11 protein-coding genes are annotated in these 16,133 nt (G+C 39.1%); 1 reads left to right on the top strand and 10 read right to left on the bottom strand.

Annotated features, from left to right (window positions below; all coding sequences use genetic code 11):
* Nucleotides 1–70 precede the first annotated feature (70 nt).
* Nucleotides 71–1,285 (top strand): DUF1343 domain-containing protein, encoded by a 1,215-nt coding sequence (locus ABDV71_RS11545; protein ID WP_343532668.1) that lies wholly within the window; start codon nt 71–73, stop codon nt 1,283–1,285.
* A 91-nt stretch (nt 1,286–1,376) separates the two neighbouring features.
* On the opposite strand, the gene ABDV71_RS11540 is transcribed toward ABDV71_RS11545, so the two are convergent.
* The 10 genes from ABDV71_RS11540 to ABDV71_RS11495 all read right to left on the bottom strand — a co-directional run bounded on the left by ABDV71_RS11540 (nt 1,377) and on the right by ABDV71_RS11495 (nt 16,128).
* A complete protein-coding gene (locus ABDV71_RS11540) occupies nt 1,377–2,444 on the bottom strand; it encodes a serine hydrolase domain-containing protein (RefSeq protein WP_343532666.1) in 1,068 nt (355 codons plus the stop codon).
* A 397-nt stretch (nt 2,445–2,841) separates the two neighbouring features.
* Nucleotides 2,842–5,721: an aminomethyl-transferring glycine dehydrogenase gene (gcvP, locus tag ABDV71_RS11535; protein ID WP_343532664.1), complete on the bottom strand. Its 2,880-nt coding sequence runs from the start codon at nt 5,719–5,721 to the stop codon at nt 2,842–2,844.
* Nucleotides 5,722–6,033: 312 nt separating this feature from the next.
* On the bottom strand, nt 6,034–7,038 hold the full coding sequence (locus tag ABDV71_RS11530; protein ID WP_343532662.1) for a hypothetical protein: 1,005 nt from the start codon (nt 7,036–7,038) through the stop codon (nt 6,034–6,036).
* Between the two features lie 143 nt (nt 7,039–7,181).
* Nucleotides 7,182–7,739, bottom strand: a complete 558-nt coding sequence (locus ABDV71_RS11525; protein ID WP_343532660.1) for a hypothetical protein — start codon at nt 7,737–7,739, stop codon at nt 7,182–7,184.
* Nucleotides 7,740–7,847: 108 nt separating this feature from the next.
* Entirely contained in the window at nt 7,848–8,771 is a 924-nt protein-coding gene (locus tag ABDV71_RS11520; RefSeq protein WP_343532658.1) for a DMT family transporter, read from the bottom strand.
* Between the two features lie 87 nt (nt 8,772–8,858).
* Nucleotides 8,859–9,575: a pyridoxine 5'-phosphate synthase gene (locus ABDV71_RS11515; RefSeq protein WP_343532656.1), complete on the bottom strand. Its 717-nt coding sequence runs from the start codon at nt 9,573–9,575 to the stop codon at nt 8,859–8,861.
* A 247-nt stretch (nt 9,576–9,822) separates the two neighbouring features.
* Nucleotides 9,823–10,179: a DUF6370 family protein gene (locus ABDV71_RS11510; RefSeq protein WP_343532654.1), complete on the bottom strand. Its 357-nt coding sequence runs from the start codon at nt 10,177–10,179 to the stop codon at nt 9,823–9,825.
* A 308-nt stretch (nt 10,180–10,487) separates the two neighbouring features.
* Nucleotides 10,488–13,616 carry a CusA/CzcA family heavy metal efflux RND transporter gene (locus ABDV71_RS11505; RefSeq protein ID WP_343532652.1) on the bottom strand — a complete coding sequence of 1,043 codons (3,129 nt, stop codon included), beginning with the start codon at nt 13,614–13,616 and terminating at the stop codon, nt 10,488–10,490.
* Nucleotides 13,617–13,769: 153 nt separating this feature from the next.
* Complete coding sequence (locus ABDV71_RS11500) at nt 13,770–14,864, bottom strand: efflux RND transporter periplasmic adaptor subunit (protein ID WP_343532650.1); 1,095 nt, start codon at nt 14,862–14,864, stop codon at nt 13,770–13,772.
* A 4-nt stretch (nt 14,865–14,868) separates the two neighbouring features.
* Nucleotides 14,869–16,128: a TolC family protein gene (locus ABDV71_RS11495; protein ID WP_343532648.1), complete on the bottom strand. Its 1,260-nt coding sequence runs from the start codon at nt 16,126–16,128 to the stop codon at nt 14,869–14,871.
* Nucleotides 16,129–16,133: the final 5 nt, after the last annotated feature.

Here is a 16,133-nt window from a genome sequence, read left to right as displayed (position 1 = left end):
AAAACTTGTAATATCGATTATGTTTCTTACATTTCTTATTTATCTTTATCATTCAATCAAATAAATAACCATGAAATTGTTTTCCTTGCTAGCTGTTGCTACGTTATTATTCTCATGCTCGCCAAAAATTAAGGCAACCAAAACTGATACAGCTAATTCAAGTATCAAGACAGGTGCAGAACAAACCGAACTATACTTGCCTTTGTTAAAAGGAAAAAGGATCGCCATATTGGCCAATCAAACGTCAATTATTGGTAAAACTCATTTGGTAGATAGCTTGCAGAAATTGGGTATTAAAATAGTTAAAGTATTTGGCCCTGAGCATGGTTTTAGAGGAAATGCAAGTGCCGGTGCTAAAATTGCGGATGCCATAGACGAACGTACAGGAATTCCTATCATATCCTTATACGGAAAAAAGAACAAGCCAAGTAATGAAGATTTACAGGATGTAGATATTTTAATTTATGATCTACAGGATGTTGGTGTTCGTTTTTACACCAACATTAATGCGTTGGCTCGCTTAATGGAAGCTTGTGAAGCCAATAAAAAGCCCTTACTAATTTTAGATCGACCAAACCCAAATGGCTATTTAATTGACGGACCTGTATTAGACATGAAATATAAATCTGGTATCGGTATGTTTCCAATTCCAATGTCGCATGGCTTAACCGTAGGCGAGTTCGCGCAAATGGTAAATGGAGAAGGTTGGCTAACCAATAAGGTTAAAGCTGATATCAAAATTATTCCAGTGGCCAATTATACACATGATACGCCTTACACATTGCCAGTGCCACCATCACCAAATTTGAATACGCAACAAGCTATTTTATTATACCCAAGTGTATGTATGTTTGAGGGTGTTTATGTAAATCATGGTAGAGGAACTTATAATCCTTTCACCGTATTGGGTAGTCCGGCTTACAAGGGAATTTACAGCTTTAGCTTTACACCGAAAAGTATCAAAGGAATGGCAGAATCACCAATTTTTATGGATGAAGTTTGCTATGGTATCGATTTGCGCAATTACGATACTGAACTTTTGAGAAAGAGCAAGAAGATTAATTTCGGTTGGATTAAGGAACTTTACAAAGCACACCCTCAAAAAGAAAAGTTTTTCGAATCTAAATTCAGCAACCAAATGAACAACATAGAAATTCAAATTGGTCGTGGCGATTTTAGGCAACAGATCATTGATGATGTACCTATTGAAACTATACGAGCAGGTTGGGAGCCAGGTTTAAAAGCCTACAAAAAAATGAGGTTGAAGTATTTGCTTTATCCTTAGTGCCAATCTGTTTCAGATTTAAGGCTTACGAAGTTTTATAAACTTCGTAAGCCTCTCTTAAATTTTAGTAAACCTTTTGCTCAGTTATCTCTCAGTATTTAAATGTTTCGATTAAGATTTTAGCAATATCCCTAGTTACCTGCGTAGGAGAGTTGCAGTCGCAATTGCTCAAACCAATCACATAAATATCTTGTTGGGGCAAATAAACGCCCATGGTTTTAAAGCCAAATACACTTCCGCCATGTTCACGAGATGGGAAGCCATTAATTTGACTGATGTGCCATCCATAACCATAATTAATGGAAGAACCATTGTTCAATTGATAAGCGGTGAAAGCCTTTTTGCTACTGCTAGCTTTGAGTAAAGTATTTTGGTTTAAGGCATTTTGCCATTTTAACATATCGCCTATGGTAGACATTAATGAACCAGAAGCATAAGGAATGGTAAAGCTGATTCTAGTTTTGTTAACGTATTGATTGTTGTTTTGCTGATAGCCATAAGCTCTATTTTTAATGATGGCCACATCACTTGCATATCTAGAATTGGTCATGCCTGCTTTGGTAAAGATATTTTTCTGAATGTAATGCTCATAGGTGTCTTGTGCCGTTAACTCAATGATATAGCCCAATACTGCATAACCCGAATTGTTGTATTCAAATTTCTCTCCCGGTAAAAAATCTACAGGTTCGTTTTTAAAGAAATCTACCAGTTCCTTGGGGCTTAGGTCTTTTTGGTCAATTTGTGAAATGGATTTCATCTTGGTGAAATCCTTAATGCCCGATGTATGGGTGAGGAGATGATGGATGGTAATTTTATCTCCGTTGGGATAATCGGGAATGTATTTGGAAATGGGGTCTTGAGTGGAAAGTTTAACGGCTTCCTCTAACATTAAAATGGCGATGGCCGTAAACTGTTTGGTGATAGAGCCCAGTTGGAAAACGTTTTGGATATTCATATCTACTCCCAATTCGATATTGGCCTTACCGAAAGCTTTTTGATAGATAGGTTGTCCTCCCTTGGCAATTAGAAAGGCGCCGCCAGGACCATCTTTATCTTTGAAGACTGTTGAAAGTAAATTGTCTATTTTGGTTTCGAGTTGCTGAGCAAAGGTTGCGGTTTGAATAAATAGGAACAAAAATCCTAGTAATAATTTCTTCATCTTGTTGTATTGTGTTGTTAAGACGCAATGAAGTGATATGCGGTTACACTAAGATTGATGCAGGAGGGAATTTAGTTTTTTGTACTCTCTTGAGTAAGATAAACCTGATGGTAGCGCCTGCCTTCGGTAGGCAGGGATATCCTTTTGTTGGTGTCATCTTGAGCTTGTCGAAAGATTGGTTTTTGATAGATGCTTCGACAAGCTCAGCATGACAAAGATTGAAAGGCAGTAGCAACAAAAAGATAGCAGCGGACAGCAGAACGAATGTTAAAATGAAATACTGTAATTGCTTTTCAAAAAAAATAGCCCGAACAATTGTCCGAGCTATTAGTGTTTTAATTTATTTTAAGAGGTTTACGAAACAGATTGCTTCGGGCCTCGCAATGACGCGTTGGGTCTAAGCAGTTGCTTCTTCTTCCATATAGCTTTCTAACGGAGGACAAGCACAAATTAATGAGCGGTCGCCATGACTATCATTCACTCTACCTACCGAAGGCCAGAATTTATAAGCGGCTACGTAAGGTAGTGGGAAAGCAGCAGTTTGACGGCTATAATCGTGATTCCATTCGTTTCCAGTCACTACTGCGGCAGTGTGAGGAGCATTTTTCAATGGATTATCTACTTTATCTAAACCACCATTTTCTACTTGGCTAATCTCGCTTCTAATGGCAATTAAAGCATCACAAAAACGGTCTAATTCATGTTTAGGCTCACTTTCAGTAGGCTCAACCATTAAGGTTCCAGCTACTGGGAATGATACCGTAGGAGCATGGAAACCATAGTCCATTAAACGTTTTGCAATGTCAACCACTTCAATGCCGAAGTTTTTGAAGCCACGGCAATCTAAAATCATCTCGTGTGCACAACGACCATTTGCACCAGCGTACAATACTGGATAATGTTGCTCTAAACGAGCTTTCATATAGTTGGCATTCAAAATGGCATATTTAGTCGCATTGGTTAAGCCATCAGCACCCATCATAGCGATGTAAGCGTGAGAAATTAGCAAAATGCTAGCCGAACCCCAAGGTGCTGAAGATACTGCGTGGATAGATTTTTCTTTTTGAATATCTACTACTGCGTGACCTGGTAAATATTTTACCAAGTGCTCAGCCACACCAATAGGACCCATACCTGGACCACCACCACCGTGAGGAATACAGAAAGTTTTATGTAAGTTCAGGTGGCAAACATCAGCACCAATGTTAGCAGGGCTTGTTAAGCCTACTTGTGCGTTCATGTTGGCACCATCCATGTAAACCTGTCCACCGTTTTCGTGAATTACCTTACAGATTTCGATAATGCTTTCTTCGAATACACCGTGGGTAGAAGGGTAGGTTACCATTAAGCAAGAAAGATTTTCGGCATGCTCTTTAGCTTTAGCTTTCAAGTCTTCTACATCAATTTCACCTTTTTCGGTAGATTTTACCACTACAATTTTCATTCCAGCCATCGCTGCCGAAGCAGGGTTGGTACCGTGTGCCGAAGCAGGAATTAAGGCAATGTTACGGTGGTGGTCACCACGGTCTTGGTGGTAAGCTCTAATCACCATTAAACCTGCGTATTCACCTTGAGCACCAGCATTAGGTTGGAAACTCATTGAAGCAAAGCCAGTAATTTCGCTCAACCATTTATCCAATTCATCAAATACAGTGTAGTAACCTAAAACTTGGTCGCTAGGCGCAAATGGGTGAATTTTGCTAAACTCTGGCCAAGTTACAGGGATCATCTCTGTAGTGGCATTAAGTTTCATGGTACATGAACCTAAAGCAATCATCGAGTGACAAAGTGATAAATCTTTAGTTTCTAATGATTTAATGTAGCGCAACATCTCATGTTCCGAATGGTGCGAGTTAAACACTGGGTGAGTTAAGTATTCGCTGGTACGTTGTAAAGCAGCAGGAATAGTGGTGCTTACATTGTCAACCACCACTACGCTATCCGTAGCAATAGCTTTTACTTTAGAGAAAATGCGAACCAATAGACTAACATCCTCAAAATTTGTTGTTTCGTCTAAGGAGATGGTTGTTTTGTCACCTTTATAGTTAAGGTTGATGTTGTTATCTAAACAATCTTTATGAATAGCACCTTTTAAATCGCCAAGTTCAACTTCAATCGTATCAAAATAAGCTTGGTTGTTTACTTTGTAGCCAATTGCTTTTAACGATTCTGCTAATGAAATTGTCAAGCCATGCGTACGTTCAGCAATTAATTTTAAGCCTTTTGGACCATGGTAAGCGGCATAAAAACCAGCCATAATCGCCAATAAAGCCTGTGCGGTACAAATGTTAGAAGTGGCTTTGTCTCTACGGATGTGCTGCTCACGAGTTTGTAGCGCCATACGCAAAGCATAATTGTCGTTACTATCAATAGTTACACCAATAATACGACCTGGGATAGAACGTTTGTACTCATCCTTAGTTGCAAAAAATGCCGCGTGAGGACCACCAAATCCCATTGGGATACCAAAACGTTGCGTAGTACCCACTACCACATCAGCGCCCCATTCTCCTGGAGGAGTTAATAAGGTTAAGCTTAATAAATCGGCAATAACGGTTAATTTAACGCTTTGCTCGTGTAGGACAGTTGCAAAATTGCTGTAGTCGTAAACTTCACCATTGCTTGCTGGATATTGAACAATTGCACCAAAGAACTCAGCAGTAGGTTCAAAAGTTTCGTGGTTGCCAATTACCAACTCAATCCCGAAAGGATTAGCTCTGGTTTTTAAAATATCAATGGTTTGAGCAAAAATAGCTTCAGACACAAAGTACTTGTTGCCTTGCTCTTTTTTGCGCAAGCTGTATTGCATAAACATGGCTTCAGCAGCGGCAGTACCTTCGTCTAATAAAGATGCGTTGGCAATCTCCATTCCAGTAAGGTCAATCACCATCGTTTGGAAATTCAACAAAGCCTGTAAACGACCTTGTGCAATTTCAGCTTGATATGGCGTGTATTGGGTATACCATCCCGGGTTTTCAAATACGTTACGTAAAATTACACCAGGGGTGATGTTGTCATAATAACCCTGTCCAATAAATGATTTGAAAACTTTGTTTAAAGAAGCCGTTTGTTTAAGGCTACTTAAATAATCAACTTCAGATTTTGCTTCTGGAAGGTTTAAACCTTGCTTTAACCTGATGGTTGCAGGAACCGTTTGCTCAATTAACTCGTCGATAGAATTAACGCCTACGGTTTCTAACATTGCCTTAGTATCGGCCTCATTTGGCGCAATATGGCGGTCTTTAAAGTTCTCTTGGTAATGGATGTTTAAGCTCATTGAATGCTAGCATTTTTAATGCCCGCAAAGGTAAGTATTTTGCGGCAGATATTATCGTAACAAATCCTTAATAAAAGTCATATTAGAGCTGATAAAATCTATGGTTTTTATAGAGAAGAGGGCGGGTATAGATTGGTGGTTAATATCAAACGTTTGAGTAACTTTCCGTTAATTATCTGATATATGTAGTAGTATTTTCTACTAAAGCCGTACACATCTTCTCCGTATATTCTTTTGTTGTTTATAATCAGTTCTATCAATTTACGCCACTAATACAAATAGAAAAAATGTAGTTCTTTTCATATCTTTTGATCATTTCAATCTATACAAATAAACTCTATTGTAAAAATTAAAGAAGTCTCGGTTTGAACTAGAAATATTGTTTAAATCGTCTATCAATTGTTGAGTTTCTTCTTGGCTTCCAAAATGTATCACTGGCATCCGGAATTTGTTTAATGCTTGGTCATAAACTATTGATAATAAAGACTTATGATTCCATGTGCTAGTGGGCTTTTGGTAACTAAAGAATGTTGTTTGCGAACCTATACTGGAAGGAGTTATCAGGTTAAGATTTGCCCAACCATCTCCATAGTTATTGCCATTGTTTGTGATGTATGGCTTATACCAATTACCATCTTTTATTAAATAATCTTGATTAAGTGCGAATGTAACTTGCGCCATCACAAAATAGCTGCTAAATGCAGACCTCTTCCATCTTTTTGCGTTAAGGAAACTATCTAGTTCATTTTTCAAATCATCTTTATTGTTCCTGGTAATTTTGCCTGAAAGGTCTACGGTAAAGCTGATATTATTTATAGATAAAACGCCGTTTTTAGATATTTTTCCTTCTTTGAATTTCAATTTAATAACATCGTGCAGCTCTTTGGAAAAATTAGCGTAACCTTCTCTTGGTTCTAAAGGAATTGGAGTTGGGTGAAAATCAAAAATAGTATCAGTTCTTCGATGGCTAACGTTTACTAATACACTATCTATGTACCTGTCAAAATAAATAGACCCATCTAATTTTAAATTGGGATAATTTTTCAAAGCCTTGTTTAGTATATGATGAATAAGTTTTACTTGCGATGAGGGCAACATACTTATAATATCACCTTTAATTTCGTAACTGTTTGAAGATTGAATTTTATCGATAGTGAAACCAGTGCCTAAATCACGAATATTTGTGCCAGCTAAGTGTTTTTCGAGTACATTCTTAACCTTCAATAAAGTATTATTAGGCTTGGTTTGTTGGTGATCTGAACCAAATGCACATGCTAAGGAAAATGATAAAACTAAAATTGATAAGAATTTTTTCACATGCTCTCGAATTATTTAACGAAAGATACTTTGTTTTTGAATATTCGAATAATAGATTTCTCCATTTCGCTATACTACAGTCGAAATGACGGACAATGCTTTTAATCCTTATTACTAATCACTTGCTCCTAACCCCTAAAAAACTATTTCCTTACTCTCCAACCTTCTTCCTTATCAAATTTCAAGCGATAGGTTTTGGTTAGAAATTCGCTGTTTTCTTCGGGTTTTCTTTGGAAAGGAGCGAAGGGGGTATTGGTTTTTTTTAAGGATACGGTTACTTTGGCCGTAGCATCATTCACTTTGGAAAAGTCAACAGGTTTTTCGTCGGTGAGCTCATAAGTTACCGCTTTAACCGTAGCTTGGTTTGCATCTTGTTTTAGTACAAATTCACTAGCTTTTTGAGTGAGCTTGGCACTATACACGTAGCTGCTGTCTTTTGATAAAAATTTCTTTTTAGAGCTAAGCAAGGTCAGGGTAATATAGCCCTCATCAGCTAAATGGCGATAATTTTCTAGTTCGGTATATTCCTTTTCGCTATTAAATTTAAGTTCTCCAAAATCAAACTTAGTGGTTTTGTACTCAGGATTTCCTTTCAGGTAAGTGGTGATTACTTTTCCAGCTTCATCTGCATTAATGGTAGAAGTGTTTTTACAAGCGAATAGGGCGGTAGTTAGTAGTGCTGCAAGTATGGTCTTTTTCATAGTGTTTATTTTATGGCTACCTCCCCCTGCCCCCTCCAGAGGGGGATATGCATGTTGCTTATGCGCTTAGTATCTCCCTTTGGAGGGAGAATTAAAGAGGGAGGTTTTTTACGCCTCTTTATTCAATTTTCTTTTAAAGTTATTCGCCTTCTTTAAATTTTCCAAATTTGGAAGAATCATTGATGATAAAATAATCAAAACACCAATCCAACGAATAAAGCTCACCTGCTCGTGCAACACCAATGCCGACATGCTTACCGCTACAGGAAGCTCGGCAGAACTGAGGATAGAACTTAAAGTTAATCCAATCTTAGGAATACCAGAAGCAAAGCACAAAGGAGGGATTACTGTTCCGAAAATGGCTAAAATTAACCCCCACTTAAACAAACTACCCCCTAAAGCACCGTTGATTAAGAAATGGGGAGGTAAAACTAAAAAGATTAAAATGCAAGCGCCGGTAATCATCAGGGCACTTTTTTGGATAGGCGGATATTCGTTGCCTAAATTGCCATTGAGTAATAGGAAAGTAGCATAGCAAAGTGCGGCAACAAGTCCGTAACCAATACCAAGTAAGCTAAGGCTACCGCCCGTATTTTCATAATAGCCACTGGCAGCCACGGTACCCACTAAAATGAAGATGATGGCTAGGATTTGAAGCTTGCTAGGTTTCTTTTTGAAAAAAATAAATTCTAATAGCGAGCTTATCCATACAAATTGCATGAGCAAAATAATGGCTACAGAAGCTGGGATGAGTTTTACGCATTGGTAGTAAGTTAAGCTCACTAAACCTGTAACAGTACCCGCCAGCATTAATTTAAGCCAATGGGTTTTAATAACAGGTTTTGGCTGGTCTTTACTTTGGGTTTTACGCTGGATGAAGTAAATACTCCATAAAAGAATAACCCCAAATAGCGCCTGTGTGCCTGTCACGTCGCCAAGGGTATAACCTTCTTTGTAGGCCAGTTTTACAAAGGTGGATAGGATACCAAAGCTACAAGCGCCAAATAGTACTAATAAAATGCCTCTAAGCATTAAGTTGAAAGTTAAAAGTAAAAATTAAATTGGTTAGGGATTAGACTTAGTTTTAATTACTAACCACTAGTACCTAACTCCTAGCCACTAATCAAGTTGTGCCAAATAACGTTTAATGGTTTCTTCTAATCCTAAATACAACGCATCGCTTACTAGCGCATGGCCAATGGAAACTTCCAATAAGTTAGGGATGGTTTGTGCAAAATATTTCAGGTTGTGCAAATCCAAATCGTGGCCTGCGTTAAGTCCAAGACCTAGTTCGTTTGCTTTGATGGCAGCTGCTAGGTAAGGGGCAATGGCTTTTTCTCTATCGGCATGGTAATGTTGAGCGTAAGCCTCGGTATAAAGTTCAATTCTATCAGTCCCAGTACTTACAGCCGCTTCCACCATTTCTACCACAGGGTCAACAAAAATAGAAACACGAATGCCTGCATTTTTGAAAACTGCAACCATTTCCTTCAAGTAATCTTGATGTTTGATGGTATCCCAACCATGGTTAGAAGTAATTTGGCCTTCTGCATCGGGAACTAAGGTTACTTGTGCGGGTTTGTTGGCCAATACAAGGTCTACAAATTTCTGTTCTCTGCAGTTGCCTTCTATATTAAATTCCGTAGCAATAACAGCTTTAAGATCAAAAGTATCTTGGTAACGAATATGTCGCTCATCGGGTCGGGGATGTACCGTAATTCCTTGTGCACCAAAACGTTCACAATCTAGAGCTACTTTTACCAAATCAGGGTTATTACCACCTCTGCTATTGCGCAAAGTGGCTATTTTGTTAATGTTAACCGATAACTTTGTCATGCTACAAAGATATGGTTTAGCCACAGATACACAGATAAAAATTGAAACTGATTAGTTTATTGTAGGTCAATTTGACGAACACCTTACCAAGAAACTGTTCAAAATTCAATCAAAGACAGGATATAGACAGGAAGTCGTGGTCAAGTTGAATGTCTTCACACCAGGTTTTTTGCAGAAAATATGGTTTAACCACAGATACACGGATAAAAAATTGAAACTAAAATCTGTGTATCCGTAGCTGTAATGATTAAGATTTTGGTTTTGAAGTTTTCTTTTCTTCCACCAATTGGATTGATTTGGCTTTAAACCTACCGTCAACCACTTCTCCGGTAACTGTTGCTTTTCTAACTGCATTGCAAAAACCGTCATCAGCATGGGCATCTCCAAAATCATCGATTTTTCTGCCATCAACAAAGTAAGAGGTGCCATCAATTTTTACAGCTAAATCACAGCCTTTACCCGGCATTTTGAACATGCATTCGCCACAGGCAATTTCTACGGTTTTTTTCTCTACTTTTTGAGCAGATGCTTTGCTAGGAGTGGTTTGTGCGTTTGCTAAGAAAGTGAAACTTGCAAATAATATCAGTAAGCTTAATTTTTTCATTTTTTGGTTGTTAGTTCATGATATATGCAAATATGATAAATATTAAATAGTAACAAATGATTTTCGTCAAATACCTAGGGATGCGGGTAAATGCTTACTTTTTAACGACGAAACATCTTTGCGTTCTTTGCGTCACTCTTCTTTTCCTTTGCGTTAAGATTTAATCGCAAAGAGTTTTGAAGTATTCGATAAGAACGCAAAGGTTGGCATTACTGAACTTTGTCAATCTTTTATAATGCATTGCATCGATAAGATTGACAAAGTTGACAGGCTCAGCATGACAAAAATCAACTCAGCATGACAAAAAACTAATTAATCACCTGCTGTAAATGTTTAACTTTCTTTCGGTAACTCCAATAAAAAACAATAGGATATACAAATAAATTGAACAAGGTATTGGTGATTAAACCTCCTATGACTACTACCGCTAACGGTTTGGAGGCTTCGGAACCTATCCCTGTAGAAAGTGCAGCTGGCAGCAGCCCAATAGCGGCCATTAAGGCGGTCATAATTACTGGTCGCATGCGGTTAGCTACACCGTCTTTCACGGCATCGGCAAAAGTCCAAGTAGGATGGTGTTTAAGCTCGGCAATGTTGCTTTTGAACTTGGTGATCAAGATTACGCCATTTTGTACGCAAATCCCAAACAATGCAATAAATCCTATCCCTGCGGAGATATTAAAGTTGATGCCTGTTGCCAGTAGGGCTAAAATACCGCCAATCATAGCAAAAGGTACGTTGTTGAGCACTAGTAGCGAGTCTTTTGCATTGCCGAATAAAATGAACAGGATAAAGAAAATTAGCAATAAACTAATAGGAACGGCTTGGGAAAGCTGCTTGCTTGCCCTTTGCTGATTTTCAAAGTCTCCTGCCCATTCTAAACGGTATGGCTTTGGCAGCTTAATAGCCGCGTTTACTTTTTGTTGTGCTTCCGCAATTACACTTCCCATATCCCTTCCTCGGATAGAGAATTTAATAGCACCGTATCGGGTATGTTTGTCACGGTAAATCATGCTTGGGCCGGTAATTTTTTTGATTCGGGCAATTTCGCCCAATGGTACTTTTGAGCCCGAAATAGTAGGCACGCGTAGGTTGGCGATGGCTGTTTCGTCATTCCTAAAATCTTCCGGATAACGGATAACCAAATCAAATTTTTTCTCACCCTCATATATTTGGGTGGCAGCTTTACCTCCAATAGCCATTTCTACTACAGCATTGGCATCGGCAGTACTTACGCCATATAAACCCATTTTACGTTGGCTAAGGTCTATCTGTAGCTCTGGTTGACCTAGGTTTCTTAAGATTCCCAAGTCTTCAATACCATCAACGGTTTTAAGGATGTTGTAAATTTTTTCTTCTTCCTGTTCAATAAACTCAAAATTATCACCGAACAATTTCACTACAATGGAGCCTTTTACCCCCGAAACGGCTTCTTCCACATTATCTGAAATAGGTTGGGAGAAGTTTAAGCTAATGCCTGGAAATCCTTTGAGTTTTTCCTGCATGCGTTCAATCAGCTGTTCCTTGGTTTGTTTACGCTTCCATTCCTTTTTAGGATAAATGTCTACATGGAATTCCATGTTGTAAAAACCAGTGGCGTCAGTACCATCGTTAGGTCGCCCTGTTTGGGAGAGTACCTGCTTTACTTCTTCGAAACTCAAGAAGATTTTACGCATTTCGTTGGATAGCTTTTTGGTTTCATCTAATGAAATACTGAGTGGACCGGTAGCACGAACGTAAATGGAACCTTCATCTAAATTCGGTAAAAATTCACTTCCCAAAAACTTGAAACTCGTCACGCCAATAATTAAAATGACAATTGAGGTTATGAATGCTATTTTTTTGAATTTAAAGCATTTATCGTAAATTTTTAAGGTGTGCTTGGTGATAAATTCTAGAAAGAAATTATGTTTTTCCCTTACGTTCTTTTTAAGGAGCATACTGGCCATAGCTGGTACTAAAGTAAAGGTAAGTAACAAGGCTCCCAATAAGGCAAAGCTTAAGGTCCAAGCTAAAGGTGAGAACATTTTACCCTCTACTTTTTCGAAGGTGAAGATGGGCATCAAACCTGTAATGATGATTAGTTTGGCAAAGAAAATTCCTTTTCCGTTTTCCAAACAAGCCTTTTTGATGAGGCCTAGCTTGCTGATTTTGTTGAACTTCTCCATGCCAACAGCCTTGGCCTTATGGTCGAGCACTACGAAAATGCCTTCCACCATCACGACCGCACCATCTATGATGATGCCAAAGTCGATAGCACCCATAGAAAGTAAATTGGCTGACATTCCCTTTAGTTTTAAACAGATGAAGGCAAACAATAGGGCCAAAGGGATGACTACCGATACAATCAATGTTGTGCGCCAATCGGCCATGAAAAGGAAAACAATCACGGTTACAAATAGTATTCCTTCGAACATGTTGCCCATTACGGTATGGGTAGCAAAATTCACTAAATCTTCACGGTCATAAAAGGCTTTAATTTTAACATCATCAGGTAGGATGTTGTTGTTAATGTCTTCAATTTTTACTTTCAGCTTTTTAATCACCTCGCTTGGGTTTTCGCCTTTGCGCATTACCACAATGCCCTCTACCACATCAGGGTCGTAATCTCTGCCCACTTGTCCTAAGCGTGGCAGGGCCGATTCGGTCACTTCTGCAATGGTTTTTACGTAAATAGGAGTACCATTGTAGTTGTCTACCACTACGTTTTTAATCTCTTCGATATTGTTGAGTACCCCAATCCCTCGTACCACATAGGCTTGTCCTCCTTGTACAATCACATCGCCACCCACGTTGATGTTGCTTTTGGAAACTGCTTCAAAAAGTTCGGTTGCACTGATGTTATATTGAATGGCTTTTTGCGGGTCAACGGTAATCTGGTAGGTCTTTACTTCACCACCAAAACTCACTACATCGGCAATGCCTGAAACGGACAACAATTCACGTTGAATAGTCCAATCTTGAATGGTTTTAAGCTCCCTGATGGTTTTTTTATCGCTGGTAAGCGTGTATCTGAAAATTTCGCCAGTAGGTCCATAAGGAGGTTGAACTTCTGGTTGTACGCCTTCGGGTAAATCTGCTTCCTCAATATGGTTGTTGATTTGTACACGGGCAAAAGCGTAATCTACCTCATCATCAAAGGTAACCTTCACAATGGATAAGCCAAAAAGGGAAGAGGAGCGGATACTGGTCCTTTTTTCCGTTGGGTTCATGGCAATTTCCAGCGGACGGCTTACGAATTTCTCTACTTCTTCGGCACTTCTACCAGGCCATTGCGTAATAATCGTGACACTGGTATTGGTAACGTCGGGAAAGGCCTCAATGGTGGTTTTTTTGAAGCTGAAATAGCCCGCCAAAATGAGGATGAACGTGGTAAAGAAAATGAAGTATTTATTTTTTAGGGAAAACCCGATAATGGTTTTGATGAACTTGTTCATGTTGGATTATTTTTAAAAAATAGACTTGTGAAACAGACCCTGAAACGAGTTCAGGGTGACGGTAAATTGATGCTTCGACATGCTGAACTCGTTTTACTTCGTAGCTTTTCACTTCGCTACAGGTCAGCATCAGTTAGCAAGGGCAATACAAGGCTACTTCAAACTTTCAAAAAGGAATACCTGCTTAGAAGCAATCACCTTATCGCCCGGATTTAAACCTTTGCTTACATAAGTGCGACTACTGGTTTTACGACCAATCTCTATTTCTTGGATGCGTACTTTTTGTTTGCCGTCCAATACTAGCACGTAGTTTTTATTTTCGTCGAAAATAACCACCTGCGGATTTACGGAAGGTAGGTTGATGTCTGACTTTGCCATTACTTTTACCGTAGCCATCATGCCAGGTTTTAAACTTAAATCCTTATTGCTGATGCTCACACGAGCATTAATCACCTTACTCTCATTGTCTATCGTTTGGTAAATGCGTTCAATTTTACCATGGTACATTTTCTCTGGGTACGACAATACTGATACTTCTACGGCATCGCCTTCCTTGAGCATGCCAAGTTCCGATTCGTAAATATTGATGACTGCCCAAACGCTGGATAAATCGGCAACTTTGAAAACTACCCCCTCATGGTCGGGACGTAACTGCATGTGGCTATTTAAGTTCTTTTCCACTACATAACCGCTAATTGGCGAGGTAATTTGATAAGCCCCTTTACTGTTGCCGCCATTTAGCTTTAGCACGCTTTTGGCCCTTTGTAACTCCGCTTTTTTAATCACAAAGTCGTTCTGTGCTTCTTCCATTTCTCTAGCAGAAGTTAAGCCGCCTTTATAAAGCTCTTCCGCTTGTTTCAATACCCTTTCCGCATTTTTTAACTCAGCATTGGCACTTACTACTTCTTTGTCAAAACCAACCATTTCGGCGCTGTTTACACTGGCCAATAGTTGTCCACGGCTAACCCTGTCGCCAATTTTTACATTCACGTTGCCTACGATACCGCTCACCATGGGATATACTGAGGCTTGTAGGTCTTCATTAGCCGTAATTTTAGCGGAAAAGTTCAAATCGGTTCGGTTGTTGGGCGATTGTACAGTATCAATCATAAGCTTACTGAGCAGGGAGTCGGTGATTTCGAACTGTTCTTTTCCCGCGGGAGCATTTTTGGTCGTACAGCTTTGTACCATTAGACCTACCAATGAAAGAATGAAAAAGTATTTTTTTGATGATGTAAAATTAGACATGCTGTTATTTGTATATGCTGGTTCCTGTAACAAAGTTGATTTCCTCTTTGGCATTGTTGCGCTCAAAAAGTAGTTGGTTGTATTGTAAAACGTGGTCCTTGTAGGCTTCGTAAAAATCTAGGAATTCTAATAAGCTGATATTTCTTTTGCCGAAGTTTATGGTCACCTCGTCGATGAGTTTTTGGTAGTCGGTACCAAAATTATTATCCATACTAGCGTAAAGCTCCTCTACGCGATTGGCATTTTGATAGGCTTTAAAAACTTCGTTAGCTAAAGTGTTTTCTAATTGCTGGTGTGTTGCTTGCTGTGCTTCAATGGCAATTTTAGCTTTTTTAATCTCTCCTTGATTTCTGTTGAACAAAGGAATAGGCATGCTGATTCCAATCCCTGTGTATTTCTCGGGATAATTGCCTTTTAAATCGTAAGCTAGGGAAAGCTGTACATCGGGAACGGCATTGGCTTTTTGTAATTTTAAGTTCTGTTGCGCGTAGGTAATGGCCATTTGTGAGTTTTTAAGATCGACCCTGTTGTTCATGGCCGAATCTAATAAGGTAGCGTAGGGAAGGAGCGTGGATTGCTTTGGCCGATCGGTTTCTACAATAGTTTCTATCACCATGTTTGGACTGATCTGAGTGATAAGCTTTAGTTCAGTGCCTAAATCAGCAATTTCGGTCAGCATTTGTTGACGCTCTACCTGCAAGTTGTACAATAGCGATTTGATCCGGATAATATCTTTTTGGGCGATATTGCCCAAGGCCAATTGTTTATTCGAAACCTGCAGCAATTGCTCCAATGCCTTAATTTGTCGGCTATAGGTTTTGACAGATTGCTGCAAGCCGTGAAGTTTGAAAAAGTTATGGCGAAGCTGGTAGCGTAACGTGCGCATCAGGTCATAATACTCGTACTCTTCCATTTTGACGGCTGTTTGCGCCAGCTTGATTTGCTTGTTACGTTTGCCAGCCAACTTAAATAACTGCGAAATCTGTGTGTTGAACTGTCCGGTAGCGAAGGAAGTTTCGAGAAAGCGCTTTGTTTCGTGGTTATAGAAAAGGTTTTCGTGACTGATTTCGGGGTTGTCGAAAAGCTTTGCAGTAATCACATCGGCCTTGGCCTGTTCTATTTCATATTTGGCCAGCAAAAGCTGATAGTTGTTGGCCAGAAAACGCTTTTCGGCATCAGAGATACTTAGCTTGAGCGTATCCTGTGCAGCCGCAAAACGGGAGCATGCTAAAAAGCAACATAGAAAAAATACCTTTATTTTCATTGCCG

It is taken from the genome of Pedobacter sp., from assembly GCF_039594775.1.
GTDB lineage: Bacteria > Bacteroidota > Bacteroidia > Sphingobacteriales > Sphingobacteriaceae > Pedobacter.
Note: the sequence above shows the minus strand (reverse complement) of the source record. Positions and strands in the feature narration are given on the sequence as shown.

Bases quoted from the DNA above. Each gene is read 5' to 3' on its own strand.
- ABDV71_RS11545 (WP_343532668.1), top strand. From the start codon at position 71: ATGAAATTGTTTTCCTTGCTAGCTGTTGCTACGTTATTATTCTCATGC.
- ABDV71_RS11540 (WP_343532666.1), bottom strand. From the start codon at position 2,444: ATGAAGAAATTATTACTAGGATTTTTGTTCCTATTTATTCAAACCGCA.
- ABDV71_RS11520 (WP_343532658.1), bottom strand. From the start codon at position 8,771: ATGCTTAGAGGCATTTTATTAGTACTATTTGGCGCTTGTAGCTTTGGT.
- ABDV71_RS11500 (WP_343532650.1), bottom strand. From the start codon at position 14,864: ATGTCTAATTTTACATCATCAAAAAAATACTTTTTCATTCTTTCATTG.
- ABDV71_RS11515 (WP_343532656.1), bottom strand. From the start codon at position 9,575: ATGACAAAGTTATCGGTTAACATTAACAAAATAGCCACTTTGCGCAAT.
- ABDV71_RS11525 (WP_343532660.1), bottom strand. From the start codon at position 7,739: ATGAAAAAGACCATACTTGCAGCACTACTAACTACCGCCCTATTCGCT.
- gcvP (WP_343532664.1), bottom strand. From the start codon at position 5,721: ATGAGCTTAAACATCCATTACCAAGAGAACTTTAAAGACCGCCATATT.
- ABDV71_RS11495 (WP_343532648.1), bottom strand. From the start codon at position 16,128: ATGAAAATAAAGGTATTTTTTCTATGTTGCTTTTTAGCATGCTCCCGT.
- ABDV71_RS11505 (WP_343532652.1), bottom strand. From the start codon at position 13,616: ATGAACAAGTTCATCAAAACCATTATCGGGTTTTCCCTAAAAAATAAA.
- ABDV71_RS11510 (WP_343532654.1), bottom strand. From the start codon at position 10,179: ATGAAAAAATTAAGCTTACTGATATTATTTGCAAGTTTCACTTTCTTA.